Consider the following 15,237-nt stretch of genomic DNA (forward strand, 5'->3'; position numbering starts at 1 on the left):
CAAGAAGTTCAGATGAACTGAGCTTGAGCGGTCAATTGATATTTCAAGGCACGATAACAGGCATCTCGACGTTTCTGAACAATCGGCTGCATATAGCGACGAGCATGCTGCAGATTGCGTTTGGATTGTTCTTCAAGCAGAGCGGGATCGTTCAGATTGTCGTCTACACGTTTTGTGAAAGTATCAATGCTCAATTCATTGACCATTTGCATGTCATCCAACAACTCGGGAGCGCCTCCAACCCGATTGGAGACAACGGGCAGAGCGCGGGCCATGGCTTCGATGACCACCCGCGGCAAACCTTCCTGTCGAGAAGGTAGAATAAGCATATCAGCACGATCCATCGCGTCCCATACAGCCTCGCCTGCCTTGAGTTGACCTACAAAGGTGATGTGATCATCAATGCCAAGCTCAACGGCTTTTGCTTCAAAATCGGTGCGCATGGGACCATCACCAATCAGGTGAAGATGAATATCGCGATTCTGCCTTTTGAATTCTGCCATCATGCCAAGAGAAATATCGTGTCCCTTGTACCAATTTTGCATCATCGCAACCTGCACCAGATGCAATGTTGGTTTGGCAAAACTATCTGCCGTGCGATGGTGTTCACTAAGCCCTTCGATCGGCAGATCGAGAGATGTATAATGAAAGGCACGTGTCTTGGGCCCGGGTGCATAATCTCTCTGTAGGGTATCACGTGTTACATAGGATGCAGTCTCAGCTCGACGGCACAGGAACTTGCAGCTATTGGTGAACATCCACTGAAAAACGGAAGCGAGCGGATGTTGCAAACTCTCCTTGGAATAGGCATGCGCAGGATCTCCAACCAGTTCAATGCCATAAGGGCGACCAACAGCCATCATCACATGTCCCATCAGATTCCCTGCCGTACTGGGAGAACGCACAAGCACGGTGCCGCTCTTGTCCCTTGCTATACGGATCATCTGGGCGATCACCTTGGGCAGAGCTTTCAAAAAGCGTTTGGGACCTTGATAGGAGGGAAGAGGCTCAAACCGTACTTTGGGTCCTTCGACTGGACGAGCGGCTTCATCTTCCTTTTCAAATAGCCGGGCCACCACGACAACCTCGTCGAACGCATCGCAATAGCGTTTGAAGAAATCGTAATCCATATTATAGGAAGCAGGTTTTCCATCATGAAGGGTGAATGTGCCATCTAGCACGACATAAAGACGACGGAAACTGTCTGGATGGTCAACACTATCGCTGACTTGATCCAGGGACAAAGATCCCTCACGCGTGCTTGGCTTAAACATTGGATACCCCAGTTACACAATACAAAATCGGAGTTTGTTAAGTTCAGTTATAACCACAAGACTCCTAACAACCATCTAATTGGAGGAAAATTTGTCGCAGTTTATTGGAGAGTAGCGAGAAGATTTATGCTGCGTTGCAAAATAAGTGAGTATTTACGGAAAAAGCACTCGAACCAAGTAGATTTTACAATGCTTCTAGTCTAGAACTCACGCGATTGGTTCTAAGCCAATTTACAACCGTTATGTGTGGGGACCATGACATCGTGAAAAGCGGCTTCTATCTTTCGTTCTTGTTTGGAATGGCGTCTTGCCTTGTCCCTGTTGCTTCTTCCCATGCGCACGAACATGGAACAGCAGCGGATTTTCAGGCAACTTCTGCAATTCCCAAGCTTGATAGACGTGTGTTTTCACCCAGTCCGGGCGAGCTGAATGCAATTGGCATAATAGCTTCCATTCCAGATCCTGCATTGATTGAAAATGGTCAAAGCGGTTTGACCATAACACCCATCACCATGGTTGGCCGATGGACGATTAAAAGTGTTAGAACGCAAGACAACAATCTACGCAAGGTTCAAAAAATATTGCTCAATCCAGCGGTACTGACATTGCGGAAAAATGGTCAATTCACCATGACGACAGGGTGCGCGCACAACACGGGAACCATTCTTTGGAATGAAGAGCAGTTTTCTCTCGGAATGGTGTTGAGCAACGAAACCAAATGTAACAAGGCGCAAAGACAAGTCGAGCAAAGAATCTTGCAGATCCTCCATCAGGTCAGCCAGCTGGAGCGTAAGGATGCAGATCAGGTATCATTCCAGGATGAAAGTGGTCAGGATCTGATTACGCTCTCACGTGCAGAATAGGTACCCTTTTATTTAGCGCACATATTCATCGCCCGGCATCAGAGGCAAATGCGATTGTGTGGATCCCGCAGCAACTTTTCTGCCCTCGGCATTTTGGATCCCATCAGTAGCAAGGTTGAGCTCACTTTCCTGTACATCCACGTCCTCAATTTTGCGACCTCGCTTGACGATCTTGGATGTTGAGGTCTGTATTTGCTCGATATCCCTGACCGCGTGCTGAAAATGGCTCTGTAATTTTTGTACTCGATCATCAAGGCGGTAGATATCTTCCATCAACAGCGCCACTTCTCGTTGAATGATATGAGCCTGCTCACGCATTTGGGCATCTTTCAAAATCGACTGAACCACCTGGATGGACAGCATCAGAAGAGACGGCGAAACAATTACGATCCTGACGCGATGCGCCAGTTGGATTATGTCCTCGAACTGTTCATGTAGATCAGCAAATAGGCTTTCAGACGGTACAAACATGAAAGCAGTTTCTTGTGTCTCTCCGACGATAAAATAGCGATCAGCAATATTCTTGATATGCTTTTTCATATCCTGACGGAAGCTGGCCCGTGCTGCCTTGTCTTCTTCCGCATTCTGGGCGTCATCAATCAAGGCCCATCCTTCCATCGGGAATTTGGCGTCCACGATCAATACGGCACCGTCATCGGGTAGATGGATGACGCAATCAGGTCGTTTGCCATTGGAAAGCGTATATTGAAAATCGTAGGCATTGGATGGCAAACCATCGGCGATGATTGCTTCCATGCGCCCCTGACCAAAAGCGCCTCGCGTCTGCTTGTTCGCCAAAATATGCTGAAGTTCCACCACCCGACCTGACAGGTCGGTAATATTGGTTTGTGCCTTGTCGATGACCGCCAGACGTTCATGCAAGGCACGCAAATTATCATGAGTTGCCTTTTGTTGTTCTCCCAGGCTTTTGTTCAATGATTGCCCCAGTCGGTGGCCCATACCATCCATGCGGGTGGTCAAAGCCTGTGCCAGTTCGCTTTGGCGGGTGGAAAAAATCTCCGCCATGCTTTGCATGCGGCCAGTCATTTCAACTTGCAAACGTTGCATCTCGTCGACCTGAGCTTGCCGGGCACGGTTTTGACTCTGGTTCATGGATAGCTCCAACGCCCGCTGACGATTGGTGCGTGCCAGGGTCCATAACAGCCAAATCAACAAAAAGGTCAGAAAAGCAACGCCGCAAAACAATAATTGAAATCCGGTCAAATGTTGCTGGCCTATGCTCAAAACAGTCTCATTCATGATGCGAGTATAGATCGATTCGGATTAAGGAAAAACAAAAAGAGAACATATCGAATTCCGGAGCAATGCCGAATGCCGTTCAAAGCTGCGTAAATCGCCGCTTTTGCCTGACTTGATCATTGACCGGGAAGCGGATTCGGCCTATCTCACCTCCATGGCACTTATGGATATCGTTACATTGCCGGACCCGATCCTGCGAGAGCAGTCAGCGCCGGTAGAGCGCGTGGATGATGATCTGCGCCGCCTTGTCGAGAATATGTTTGAAACCATGTATCACGCTCCGGGTATTGGTCTGGCTGGTGTACAGGTGGGCGTGGCACGGCAGATCTTCACCGTTGATTGTGCGAAGGAAGGGGAAGAAAAAGCCCCGATATGCATGATCAACCCAAAAATCATCTGGCAATCAGATGAGCTGTCCGTCTATGACGAAGGCTGCCTATCGATTCCTGATTTCTACGCGGAAGTTGAACGCCCGGCCGAAATCAAGATTCAATATCTGGATCAGTTTGGTAAAGATCAGGAGCTACAGTGTGATGGTCTTCTGGCCACCTGCGTTCAGCATGAGTTTGATCATCTCAATGGCGCGTTGTTCATCGACTACCTGTCCAAGTTGCGTCGCGACCGGGTGATCAAGAAATTCACCAAGCTTGCTCGCCAAAAAGAAAAACACGCCATTCTCTGATTTTATTACCCCCACCTGCAATAACGGGGGCAAATGCCAAGGACCCTTGCCATGCTGCGCGTCGTGTTTATGGGAACGCCTGATTTCGCCGTTCCAACCCTGATGGAAATTGTAGGCCAGGGCCATGAGGTCGTGGCAGTGTATAGCCAGCCACCTCGTCCCGCTGGACGTGGTATGGAAGAACGCAAGAGCCCGGTGCATGAAAAGGCAGAGCTGCTTGGGCTTCCAGTCTTCACGCCAACTTCTCTGCGTTCCGAAGAAGAGCAGGCAAAGTTCGCGGCATTGCAAGCTGATGTCGCTGTGGTTGTGGCATATGGATTGCTGCTGCCGAAAGAAATCCTGGAAGCGCCCGAAAATGGCTGCCTCAATCTGCATGGCTCACTCTTGCCGCGTTGGCGAGGTGCAGCGCCAATCCAGCGGGCAATCATGGAAGGCGATGCTGAGACCGGTGTGGAAGTCATGCGTATGGGTGAAGGACTGGATACCGGTCCGGTTTGCATGATCGAGCGCATTACGATCTCTGAGAATATGACTGCTGGTGATCTGCATGACCGAATGATGGTGCTGGGAGCTGATCTGATGGTGCGCTCGTTGGCAGCACTGTCTCGCGGAGCGCTCGCTGAGCAAGAGCAAGATGAAGAAGGCGTACTCTATGCCAAGAAGGTCGAGAAAGCAGAGAGCCGTATCGATTTTTCCAAGCCTGCTCAGGATGTTCACAACCATATTCGTGGGCTGTCACCCTTCCCCGGTGCCTGGTGCGAGATGGAAATCAAAGGCAAGAAACAGCGCGTGAAGATCATCCGCTCTGAATTGGCTGATGGTTCAGGTGAGCCAGGCTCTGTTTTGGATGAGGACATGACCATCGCCTGTGGTGAGGGAGCTGTCCGCCTGATCGAGCTGCAGCGCTCCGGCAAGGGTGCGATGAATGCAGAAGACTTCCAGCGCGGTGCAGCTCTCAAGATTGGAGAGACGATCGCCTGATGCCTCGCTACAAGCTTTTGATCGAATATGATGGGCGCCCTTTTTCCGGTTGGCAGCGCCAGGACAATGCGCCGAGTGTGATGGGTCTGATTGAAGATTGCATTTTCAAGTTTGCAAGGGAACGTGCCGCTGTTTTCGGAGCTGGCCGAACAGATTCCGGGGTGCATGCCACGGGGCAGGTCGCACATTTGGATCTGGAGCGCGATTGGCACTCCCAAAAGCTTGTTGAAGCACTCAATCACTTTTTGAAAGAGACTGGTGTTGCCATTCTTGGTGCATGGAAAATCACCGATGAGTTCGATAGTCGTTTCACTGCTATTCGTCGCTATTATCGCTATCGTATCTGCAATCGCCGAGCACCGCTGACCTTCGAGCGTGGTCGAGCATGGCAATATAGCTATCCCATCGATATCGATCTGATGCAGCAAGGTTGTGAGCTGTTAATCGGGCACCATGACTTTACGACCTTCAGGGCAACAGCTTGTCAGGCAAAGAACCCGTGGCGCACCATGCAATATCTCAAGGTTATCCGTGAAGGAGAATGGGTCTATCTGGATGCAATGTCCCGATCCTTCCTCCATAACCAGATTCGTTCTTTTGTTGGGTCACTTGTCGAAGTTGGGTCTGCCCGCAAGCCGGTGGAATGGATCACGGAAATTCTCGAAGCAAGAGATCGTCGTGCCTGCGGTCCCGTTGCTCCGCCTGATGGGCTCTATCTGACACAGGTGGACTATCCAGAGGATCTGGATTACATCATTCCAGAAGAGCCCTGGGTTGGGTACCAAAAAAAATAGCCAAACCGGCTCGAAGATTTTAAGTTACGGGTCTTGCGTCAGCCCCTTCGCTTATCAGGGGAAGGCTTTGCGCGATCTCGCTCAAGATAGCGGCACTGGTAATGCCCAAAATCATGGTCAGTACGGTCAAGCCCAGCGCAATGCTCATTCCTTGATCGAGAATGAAGTCCAGCAGACGATAAGTCAGCCATAGGGCCGTGCCATAAACGCCTACCATTACGATCAGCACCATCTCGCCAGCAACAACACCGCCGGTAACCATGGCACTTGGCAACAGGATCAGCATCAGAACAATGACACTCATCCAGTTATAGCTGACAATGAGGGGGATCAGACGATCTCGAAATCCCATGGGGCCGGACAGAATGAAGAAAGCCAAAGGCACGGTACCCCAATCCAGAAAGAGCTGCAGAGGCAGATAAAAGAGCCCGCCTTCTCGCATGAGCAAGCTATTCTCGATGGTGCCAAAACCGATGGCATAGAGAAGGCTGATTGTCTCCACAATCACCATGGCTATGAAGGAGCGCACCAATCCAGTTGATGTGGCATCGACTTTATAAAGGGCTTCACGATCACCGCGCACAAATGCCCATACGACTTCCAGATGAAAGAAAATATATCCGATCAAGACAGCGATGCTCCGCTCTGCAAATAACTCCAGCTTAGGACCAGCACCTTATAGCGGATGATGAGGTCAAGACAGGTAAAAAGCGAAACTGTCAAAAGAGAAATGCGAAAGGGAAGATCGCAGTCACACCATAGATAAAAACAAGATGAGGAACATTCGGGAAAACTGTTTCGCCTTATAGCAAGTTGTTAGCAATCATCACAAAATTGCCAGACAAAGTGCCCCTGCTGCAAACAGATAGGAATAGCTTTTGGTGACGAACAATTCACGGCCAACCAATCCTGCGGTGAGCCAAAGGCAAAAGACAGAATAGATTGCCCCCAAGCCACCCCAAATCAGAAATGGAAGACTGGGCAAAAGATCAAACATCCAACCGATCACCAGAAAAAATACAGGAAGAACAAGCTTGAATCGCAGGTGATTGAATGAAATGGCAATTGGGAACATAGCGTCAGGCATCCCTTTTCCATAGGCCACAAGCATCAAAAAAAGTGGTCCAATGGAAAGAGGGATGAGCGACAAAAATGTCAGAAGGACTGCACCAAAGATCGGCATCTCATCGCTGATAAGATGCAGAACACCAAGGCCAATGCCCACCATTGCCATCAACGGCAAGAGTGAGAGGATGAAATCCCCAAATCCGATGGGCTGATCCTTGGCCATGGCCAAATCCTTGTGTGGTATTATTTGTTTGGTGGGAAATAACTCAGCAGGAACTGATAGTAGATTTCTGCCAGTTTCTCCAAATCCTCCACGGCAATTCGTTCATCAATCTGATGCATGGTCTGTCCGACCAAACCAAATTCGATGACTGGACAATAATCTTTGATGAAACGAGCATCAGACGTCCCGCCACCGGTGGAGAGCTCTGGCTGCTTGCCGGTTACCTTGGTCACCGCAGCCGAGAAGGAAGAGATCAGATTTTCAGCTTTGGTCAAAAAGACCTGGCTGACATCCCGTTCCATGGATAGCTCAGCTTCAAAGCCTTCTGGCAAACCGCATTCTTCAATCCCCTGACGAACAAAAGCTTCAACTTTGTCCTTGTTCCAGAGATCATTGTAGCGACAATTGAAGCGAGCTGAAGCGCTGGCCGGAATGACATTGGCGGCTGGGTTGCCGACATCAAAGGTCACGAATTCGAGATTGGTTGGTTGGAAGAACTTGGTGCCTTCATCCATGATCTTGTAATTGATATGAGCGACAATCTTGGCCAGCAATGGAACAGGGTTATATGCCAGATGCGGATAAGCCACATGACCTTGTTTGCCTTTGATGGTGAGACGTCCGCTTTGGCTGCCACGTCGTCCTACTTTGATGGCATCCCCCAGCTCATTTGGGTTGGTTGGCTCGCCAACGATTGATGCACTGAATTTTTCACCACGATCAGCCGCCCATTTTAAAAGTTTGATGGTGCCGTTAATGGCTGGTCCTTCCTCATCACCTGTGATCAGGAAAGAAATGGTGCCTTTGGGTGCACCATATTCTGCCACATAGCGCAAAGCTGCGGCGGCGAAGGCAGCAACGCCGCCTTTCATATCTGCGGTGCCGCGGCCATAAATCATGCCTTCTTTGATCTCACCAGAAAAAGGCGGCAGGCTCCAAAGACTTTCATCACCCGTTGGCACCACATCGGTATGACCGGCAAAGCTCAAATGTGGGCCTTCGCCTCCAGAAATCTTGGCAAAGAAATTTTCAATGTCTGGTGTATCAGTATCGGAAAAGACAGGGCGTGCTACTTCAAATCCGGAAGGGGACAGCAAGCTTTCCAGATAGCTCAACGCTCCTCCCTCAAGAGGGGTCACACTTGGACATTGAATGAGCTTTTGAGTAATCTCGAGTGCGGTCGGCGGTTGGGGCATATTGGCAAGACTTCTTTTGAAACAATGGCGGGGTGGGCCGTGGCAATCTAGAAGCTTGCGTAACAGCTTTCAAGACGTAGCCGAGCATAAATCTCAAATGGTACCAGCTGCTTGTCCTGATCGTTCAGACTTGCTTTTCAAGACTCCCAGATCAACAAAATAAATGGCCCAGAATGGCAACATGGCGCTCAAATAGATGACTCTTTCCTGCAAACCGACGCTGCACTCCAGTGGAATATGTGGAGCCAGAACGCTCAAGGTTGCCAAAACAGGCAGCGCATAGGCAAAAAAGCTGAAATGCCCTCGGCCTTTGGCACGCAGTCGTTTGATAACAACACAATACCACATGAAGAAGAAGACCGAAGCCATCAACACCAGACTGGCATAATAGAGCATGCCCATAGGTCGAGTAGGATCCAGTGCGCAAAGATAATTTTCATGCACTCGGAACAGAAAGGCACCGGCGGCTTCCATGGGAACCAATATCAGATGAGCCACCCAAAATTCTTTGCGGGAAATTCTGCCAGCGCTATCGAACAACAAGCCTTCAAATGTCATGAAGCTATCCTTGTGTTAGAGGCTCGGGAAATAAATTCAAGCATGCTTTGGAATGCTGGTCCATGATCATCCTCAAATTATTTGACAGTCTCCCCACTATCGTTAAGCTATCACCTCCCATCCAATGGATCGTGCATCACTCACGGCCTCAATCCCAACTTTTACCGAATTGACCTCAATGGATAATCTCAAAGGCTCCTTGTTCATGGTGCTGGCCATGTTTGCCTTCACTCTCGAAGATTCCTTGATCAAGGCCATTGCAGCGCGCTTGCCAGTGGGTGAAATCCTGATCTTGTTTGGAGCAGGGGGCATGCTCATCTTTGCGCTTACGGCTTTCGTCAAATCTGAACCCGTGCTCTCAAAAGCCATGATGTCGAAAACCATGATTATCCGCTCCGTGTTTGAGATTTCCGGCCGTCTATTTTATACCATCGCCATTGCTCTATCACCACTATCCAGCGCATCTGCTATCCTTCAGGCGACACCATTGGTCGTTGCTGCAGGAGCTGTTCTTGTTTTTCACGAGAAAGTTGGGTGGCGTCGGTGGCTGGCAATTTTCATCGGCTTTGGTGGTGTGGTGATGATCTTGCGGCCCGGAGCGGGAGATTTTGAGCTGATGTCCATTTTTGCGCTTCTTGGTGTCATTGGATTTGCAGGGCGGGATTTGGCTACGCGTGCCGCTCCGCCTCATCTAACCAACGCGCAATTGGGCATTCTTGGTTTTCTCATGCTGGTCATCGCGGGCATCATTGCCACTCTTTACACAAAGACCTGGATTGCTCCCGACTGGGGAGAGACAGGATATCTGATTGCAGCAATTGTGATCGGTGTGCTGGCTTATAACGCACTGACCATGGCAATGAGGATGGGGGAAATTGGCGTTGTCGCTCCATTCCGCTATACCCGTCTGGTGTTCGCCATGATCATTGGTGTTTGGTTTTTCAACGAGGCTCCGGATCAGTGGACGTTGCTGGGCAGCGCCATCATCGTTATCTCCGGTCTCTACACTCTGGTTCGCGGTAACAAGTAGACAGATCAAGAGGATCTGTTTGTTGCCACGCCGGGTTTGTTGTTAGATTGGGGCATTATCAAGAGCATCAAAGATCTCTTGCGCGGCATTCAATCCATTGATTGCCGCGGGCAGGCCGCCGTAAACCGCCATTTGCCAAATCACCTCGGTGATCTCGCGTCTTGTGGCTCCAACAGCAAGGCTGTGTTCGATATTGACTTTGAGCTGTGGCGCTGTTTGCCCCCCAAGTGCCGTCAGTGCTGCCAATGTTGCCAGCTGACGGGTTCGCGCATCCAGCCCCTCCCGACTATAATGGCGGCCATAAGCCCACTCTATTAGGCTATCGCTCATATCCGGCACCAGTTCATCATAGCGCTCTGATATAGCTTGCTTCAAATGGGGATGATGTTGTGCGCAATAAGCAAGGCCCTGTTCAAGAGCGTCGTCTTTCAAGATATTTTTGTTCGGTTGCTGAGAGGTCTGTGTGTTCAGAATTGTCATGATCGTTCTGTTCCATCAAATGCTGGCGCTCCATATCGTCATAGAGCATGATTTTGTGATCCAGAACGGGAAGAGTGGCTTCAAGATCTGAGATTTTATCCAGAACTTTCTGTCTTTGTACCTGAAGCATGGTCTTGCGCTGCTGCCCGGTTTCTGGCCCTTTGCTTCGTAATTGAGCGTAGCGAACCATATCGGCGATACCCATTCCCGTTCTTTTCAAAGCTGCAAGAAAATCAAGCCATCGGACAATGTCATGACCATATTGTCGTCGACCGCCCGCATCACGATGAGCGGACGGCAGCAAACCAACCTTTTCGTAATATCGAATGGTGTGAACGGATAGGCCGGACAACTTTGCCAGATCACCAATTTTCATTGCGAATTTCCATATCTAGAGATTGGGGAACGGGGTGAGTGAAGCTTCAAGGGCAGCGGTATCTTCATAAAAGCGATACTGGCTGATCTTGCCATTACCCAGATGACACAGACAAGCCCAATGGCTGCGAAAATCCCTACTGGTCAAACGGGTTTTATGATGAAAATACCCTGTTGCGATTGCTATGGTATCATCTTGAAAAGAATGATTGATTTCAAAAACATGCGTATCGAAACAAGAGTTGAGTGTGTCGAAAAATCGAGTAATCTGGGAATGACCCGCATAGGAGCCATATATCGGTATGTGATCGGATTTTTCTTCTCTCACACCAATAAAAACAGCATCGGGATTGACATGTTTTTCGAGGCTGGCCTCAATGCCATCTTGTTTTAATGTGTAAAAAAGCTGTTCGATAATTGTCAGCTGTGAAGAGTCGGATTTTGTGTTGTCGGTCATGTGTAAACTCCATGAAAATGATGCCCGACACCATCATCTAATTGCTAGAGTGCACTCTAGGTCAAGAGGTGATTTCATCAAATTCTCAAGGGGGAGCTTTCCAAAGGCGTAAAGCGTCGGCGATATTCACTGGGAGACAGGCCGACAATCTTTTGAAACAGTTTGCGAAAGGCGGATATATCCAGATAACCAACATTGGATGCGATTGTTTCGACACTTTCCTTCGTCAGTTCCAACAGCTCTCGTGCCTTGTTGATACGCAAGCGCTGCAAATAGTCCGACGGTGTATGACCGGTCGCAGCTCGAAAGCGTCGCAAGAATGTTCGTTCTTCCTGTCCAGCAATGTTTGCCATTTGAGGAACACTGACAGCTGATTGATACTGAGCATGCAGCCAGTGCTGTACTTTCAATATCTGGTCGTCTCCATGTGTGAAACTGGGTGAAAACAAATCGTAATAGCTTTGTTCTCTCAAGCCCGGATCGATCAAAAAAAGTCTTGCAGTCTCAAGCATGGTTGAAAGCCCCAGAAAACGGGCAATGATCTTCAAGCCTAAATCTGTCCATGCCATGAGACCGCCAGCTGTGATGACATCTCCTTCATCAATGACCAGCCGCTCGGTCTCCAGCTTCACTTGCGGAAACTCGTCACTGAATATTTCGGCCAAACCCCAATGGGTGGTTGCTCGTCGTCCGTCCAAAAGACCTGAAGCAGCCAACAGAAATGTTCCAGCACATACCGAGCAGATCAGTGCTCCCCTCTTATGATGACGTAAAATCCAGTTGGACAACGCTTTCAGTTCATCGCCCTGCGGACGGGCGGAAAAACTTGGCGGCAGGATCACAGCGTCAAACTTGCCGTCATGGTTGTTTGAAAAGTCTTGGATGATTTCAACGCTCATAGTACCAGTTGGTGAGGCTATGGGAGAGCGATACCGACCCGTTGCTTCAAAAAGATCCTTCAGACCCCAAATTGCAGCTTTTTGGGCGTCTGGATATTCGGCAATTCCAATATGTATCATGCGCTTGTTCGTTAAATTTGTCGGATTTTGCGCGCATTATGTCATATGCGCCAGTTCTGCACAATGAATGAAGAGGGTAGCCTGATTGGAGTGAATGGACATGCATCCTGGCATCGGGGGCATAACAATCGAATTTGTCGTTTAGATCAACTCTCGGAATGTGATAATGAAGCCGTACACAATGACCCGCCGCTCAGTTTTATCTGGACAAGAAAGTACTTCTGATGTCGAAATCGCAAGCATTCAAATTGGAAATTTTGATGTTCTGGTACTTTCTGATGGCCATTTCAATCTCCCCGGCAACTGGTTTGTAAATGGGGAAGTAAAGCATCGCCAACAAGCAGGTGATCCTATCAAGGTTGGAGCAAATGTATGGCTGATACGGTCCAAAGAACGTGTGATATTGGTCGATACCGGAGCCGGACCGATTTTCTCCAGAACAAGACCAACAGCAGGCAAACTCGACGATTTGCTGGCCGCAGAGAAACTCGATAAAGCCGAAGTGACTGACATTGTCATCACACATATGCATGCCGACCATATCGGTGGATTGATGGGCCCCGATACCGGCGGTTACAGCAATGCAAAAATACATCTGGCAAAAGCGGAGTGGGACTTTTGGGCAGACCCAGATCTGACATCCAAAGTGTCTGAAAGCATGAAACCTCTGGTTCAGTTGGCGCAATCGGTCACTTCATCTATCGCCAATCGCATAATCAAATATGAAAATGAAGCTGAAATTGTTGCTGGGGTGCATTTGATATTTTTGCCGGGGCATACGCCCGGGCATAGCGGTGTTTTGATTGCTGATGAAGGCCAGGAACTATCGATTGTCGGTGACGCAATCATTGCGGAAATTTTGCAATTCCAGAGCCCGGATATTTCTTACATATTGGACATTGATCCGGAAATGGCAATCAAAACGCGGACGAAATTGCTTGCCAATCTGGCGCGGTCAGGCAGACTGATGGCTGCTACTCATTTGACCTATCCAGGTATTGGCCGTGTCACACAGGATGGAGATGCTTTTGAGTTTCATTCCCTGGCCTAGAGTGCAAAAAGCCCTTGCAAGATAACTCCTGCAAGGGCTTTTATCATCGAGATGAAGCACCGAATTAGTCGCGCAGCAGCTCGTTGATCGAGGTCTTGGAACGGGTCTGTGCATCTACACGCTTCACGATCACAGCGCAATAAAGGCTCGGACCAGGAGTGCCGTCTGGCAGTGGCTTGCCTGGTAGAGCACCTGGAACAACAACACTGTAAGCAGGCACTTCGCCAACGAAGACTTCACCGGTGGAACGATCGATAATTTTGGTGGAAGCACCAATATAAACGCCCATGGACAAAACGGCCCCTTCGCGAACGATCACGCCTTCGGCTACCTCTGAGCGAGCGCCGATGAAGCAATTGTCTTCGATGATGACCGGACCTGCCTGAAGCGGCTCCAGAACACCACCAATGCCAGCACCACCGGAAATATGAACATTCTTGCCAATTTGGGCACAAGAACCAACGGTCGCCCAGGTATCAACCATGGTACCTTCGTCCACATAAGCGCCAAGATTGACGAATGAAGGCATCAAAACGGTGCCGGGAGCGATATAGGCAGAGCGACGCACAACGCAATTCGGTACGGCGCGGAACCCGGCATTGTCAAAATCTACTGCACGCCAGCCATCGAATTTACTGGCCACTTTATCCCACCAGGTTGCATCACCCGGTCCGCCTTTGATAACTTCCATCGGGTTCAGACGAAAAGACAGCAAAACTGCTTTCTTGAGCCATTGATTGACAACCCAGTTGCCATCTTCGCCTTTTTCAGCGACGCGAGCCTTGCCTGCATCCATCAGGTTCAGAGCCGCCTCAACAGCATCTCTGACATCACCTTGAGTGCTGGTAGAGATGGTATCGCGATTGTCAAAGGCTTCATTGATGGTGGTTTCAAGAGCCGCAATATCAATTTGTGTCATGCCAGATCGTTCCATAGGTCTGTTCAATCAATGCTCCGAAATTGGCAAAAACCAAATCACCGGGGCAGGGTCTATTGGCGCCAAACCATAAGCATCAAGGGCGTGGAGTCAATCAAACAATCGGCTGCAATCAGAATAATCATTACCCATTGAACGTTGAGGTTGGTTTAAAAATTTGTCCAATCTTCGGAATTGATCGAGAGGAACTTCATACCGTCAGACATCATTCGATAGGAAGTTCAACGCAAATCCTGTAATCTGGCCGGATTGTGGGAGGTTGCCAATGGATTATGCGGCTTCAATCAGTGCTATCATCATTGTCAACATATTGGCATGGATCACTCCGGGCCCCAACATGCTTGCGGTGATTTCTGCTTCACTTGGCTCAGGACGAAGACATGGCCTGGCAACAGGGCTTGGTTTGTCATGCGGGGCGACAATATGGGCAATTCTGGCTGTATTTGGTATCGTGGTTCTATTCGAGCTGTTTCCCGCGATGGTTCAGATCCTCAAATTTTCAGGTGCAGTTTACCTGATCTGGTTGGGTGTGAAAGCATTGCGTGCCAGAGCGAAAGAATTGGAGACTTTGGCGTCAGATGCAAAGAATGAAAATTCGCTATGGGGTGCCTTCAAGACAGGATTGCTTGTCAGTTTGACCAATCCAAAGGCTGCATTTTTCTTTGGTTCGATCTTGACCGCTTTCATACCGACAAATGCACCAAGCTGGTTTCTGGGAGTGATCGTGTTGCTGTGTCTCCTACTGGCTATCTGTCTCCATTCCATAACAGCAACATTTTTCTCGACAGCAATTGTGCTCCGAACCTTTTCCGGATTCAGGAGAAAGATGAATGCAGCTTTCGGGATGTTATTCGTTGGAATGGGATTGATCAGCGCCTATTCAGTGATCCGAAACGGGGTTGCATCTTGATTTGCTGAGTCGGACTTTTAAAAAACGCCCCACCCGACAGGATGGAGCGTGTAATTTGTGGTCTTGTTTTGCCGTCTGC

At 49.2% G+C, this 15,237-nt stretch carries 18 protein-coding genes; 8 read left to right on the top strand and 10 right to left on the bottom strand.

The features are described from left to right. Window positions 1-8: 8 nt before the first annotated feature. Complete coding sequence (locus CRO57_RS23465) at window positions 9-1,274, bottom strand: glycosyltransferase family 4 protein (RefSeq protein WP_097155972.1); 1,266 nt, start codon at window positions 1,272-1,274, stop codon at window positions 9-11. Window positions 1,275-1,537: 263 nt separating this feature from the next. Here CRO57_RS23465 and CRO57_RS23470 point away from each other — a divergent pair, with 263 nt between their 5' ends. Continuing rightward, complete coding sequence (locus tag CRO57_RS23470) at window positions 1,538-2,137, top strand: META domain-containing protein (protein ID WP_170956232.1); 600 nt, start codon at window positions 1,538-1,540, stop codon at window positions 2,135-2,137. Window positions 2,138-2,149: 12 nt separating this feature from the next. Here the strand turns inward: CRO57_RS23470 and CRO57_RS23475 are convergent, their stop codons facing one another. Then, a complete protein-coding gene (locus CRO57_RS23475) occupies window positions 2,150-3,397 on the bottom strand; it encodes a DNA recombination protein RmuC (RefSeq protein ID WP_097155974.1) in 1,248 nt (415 codons plus the stop codon). A gap of 154 nt (window positions 3,398-3,551) precedes the next feature. On the opposite strand from CRO57_RS23475, the gene def reads away from it, so the two are divergent. The 3 genes from def to truA are packed head-to-tail and all read left to right on the top strand — an operon-like array spanning window position 3,552 to window position 5,854. Next, complete coding sequence (def, locus tag CRO57_RS23480; RefSeq protein WP_097156041.1) at window positions 3,552-4,079, top strand: peptide deformylase; 528 nt, start codon at window positions 3,552-3,554, stop codon at window positions 4,077-4,079. Window positions 4,080-4,133: 54 nt separating this feature from the next. Then, window positions 4,134-5,060: a methionyl-tRNA formyltransferase gene (gene fmt / locus CRO57_RS23485; RefSeq protein WP_097156042.1), complete on the top strand. Its 927-nt coding sequence runs from the start codon at window positions 4,134-4,136 to the stop codon at window positions 5,058-5,060. After that, window positions 5,060-5,854, top strand: coding sequence for a tRNA pseudouridine(38-40) synthase TruA (truA, locus tag CRO57_RS23490; RefSeq protein WP_097155975.1), 795 nt, complete (start codon window positions 5,060-5,062; stop codon window positions 5,852-5,854). The genes fmt and truA overlap by 1 nt, the downstream gene beginning before the upstream one ends. A gap of 19 nt (window positions 5,855-5,873) precedes the next feature. On the opposite strand, the gene CRO57_RS23495 is transcribed toward truA, so the two are convergent. Next, the gene (locus tag CRO57_RS23495; protein WP_097155976.1) at window positions 5,874-6,482 is read right to left on the bottom strand and encodes a hypothetical protein; all 609 of its coding nucleotides are present in this window, start codon (window positions 6,480-6,482) and stop codon (window positions 5,874-5,876) included. 243 nt (window positions 6,483-6,725) lie between these two features. Between CRO57_RS23495 and CRO57_RS25415 the strand changes: the two genes are divergently transcribed. After that, on the top strand, window positions 6,726-6,911 hold the full coding sequence (locus CRO57_RS25415; protein ID WP_425291301.1) for a hypothetical protein: 186 nt from the start codon (window positions 6,726-6,728) through the stop codon (window positions 6,909-6,911). A gap of 254 nt (window positions 6,912-7,165) precedes the next feature. Here CRO57_RS25415 and dapE read toward each other — a convergent pair whose 3' ends face one another. Beyond that, the gene (gene dapE, locus CRO57_RS23505; protein WP_097155978.1) at window positions 7,166-8,341 is read right to left on the bottom strand and encodes a succinyl-diaminopimelate desuccinylase; all 1,176 of its coding nucleotides are present in this window, start codon (window positions 8,339-8,341) and stop codon (window positions 7,166-7,168) included. A gap of 93 nt (window positions 8,342-8,434) precedes the next feature. Continuing rightward, complete coding sequence (locus tag CRO57_RS23510) at window positions 8,435-8,899, bottom strand: DUF805 domain-containing protein (RefSeq protein WP_097155979.1); 465 nt, start codon at window positions 8,897-8,899, stop codon at window positions 8,435-8,437. A 178-nt stretch (window positions 8,900-9,077) separates the two neighbouring features. On the opposite strand from CRO57_RS23510, the gene CRO57_RS23515 reads away from it, so the two are divergent. Further along, a complete protein-coding gene (locus CRO57_RS23515) occupies window positions 9,078-9,929 on the top strand; it encodes a DMT family transporter (RefSeq protein WP_097155980.1) in 852 nt (283 codons plus the stop codon). 42 nt (window positions 9,930-9,971) lie between these two features. Here the strand turns inward: CRO57_RS23515 and CRO57_RS23520 are convergent, their stop codons facing one another. The 4 genes from CRO57_RS23520 to CRO57_RS23535 form a co-directional block, all read right to left on the bottom strand. Beyond that, on the bottom strand, window positions 9,972-10,409 hold the full coding sequence (locus tag CRO57_RS23520; protein ID WP_097155981.1) for a carboxymuconolactone decarboxylase family protein: 438 nt from the start codon (window positions 10,407-10,409) through the stop codon (window positions 9,972-9,974). After that, window positions 10,342-10,785, bottom strand: coding sequence for a MerR family transcriptional regulator (locus tag CRO57_RS23525; protein WP_097155982.1), 444 nt, complete (start codon window positions 10,783-10,785; stop codon window positions 10,342-10,344). Before CRO57_RS23525 ends, CRO57_RS23520 begins: the two co-directional genes overlap by 68 nt. A 15-nt stretch (window positions 10,786-10,800) precedes the next feature. Further along, a complete protein-coding gene (locus CRO57_RS23530) occupies window positions 10,801-11,241 on the bottom strand; it encodes a nuclear transport factor 2 family protein (protein WP_097155983.1) in 441 nt (146 codons plus the stop codon). 77 nt (window positions 11,242-11,318) lie between these two features. After that, on the bottom strand, window positions 11,319-12,260 hold the full coding sequence (locus CRO57_RS23535) for a GlxA family transcriptional regulator (protein ID WP_097155984.1): 942 nt from the start codon (window positions 12,258-12,260) through the stop codon (window positions 11,319-11,321). A gap of 181 nt (window positions 12,261-12,441) precedes the next feature. Between CRO57_RS23535 and CRO57_RS23540 the strand changes: the two genes are divergently transcribed. Next, window positions 12,442-13,311 (top strand): MBL fold metallo-hydrolase, encoded by an 870-nt coding sequence (locus tag CRO57_RS23540; RefSeq protein WP_210200995.1) that lies wholly within the window; start codon window positions 12,442-12,444, stop codon window positions 13,309-13,311. A gap of 64 nt (window positions 13,312-13,375) precedes the next feature. Here CRO57_RS23540 and dapD read toward each other — a convergent pair whose 3' ends face one another. Beyond that, complete coding sequence (gene dapD, locus CRO57_RS23545) at window positions 13,376-14,230, bottom strand: 2,3,4,5-tetrahydropyridine-2,6-dicarboxylate N-succinyltransferase (RefSeq protein ID WP_097156043.1); 855 nt, start codon at window positions 14,228-14,230, stop codon at window positions 13,376-13,378. Between the two features lie 283 nt (window positions 14,231-14,513). Here dapD and CRO57_RS23550 point away from each other — a divergent pair, with 283 nt between their 5' ends. Beyond that, window positions 14,514-15,158 (top strand): LysE family translocator, encoded by a 645-nt coding sequence (locus CRO57_RS23550; RefSeq protein ID WP_097155986.1) that lies wholly within the window; start codon window positions 14,514-14,516, stop codon window positions 15,156-15,158. Window positions 15,159-15,237: the final 79 nt, after the last annotated feature.

The organism is Cohaesibacter gelatinilyticus (assembly GCF_900215605.1).
Lineage (GTDB): Bacteria > Pseudomonadota > Alphaproteobacteria > Rhizobiales > Cohaesibacteraceae > Cohaesibacter > Cohaesibacter gelatinilyticus.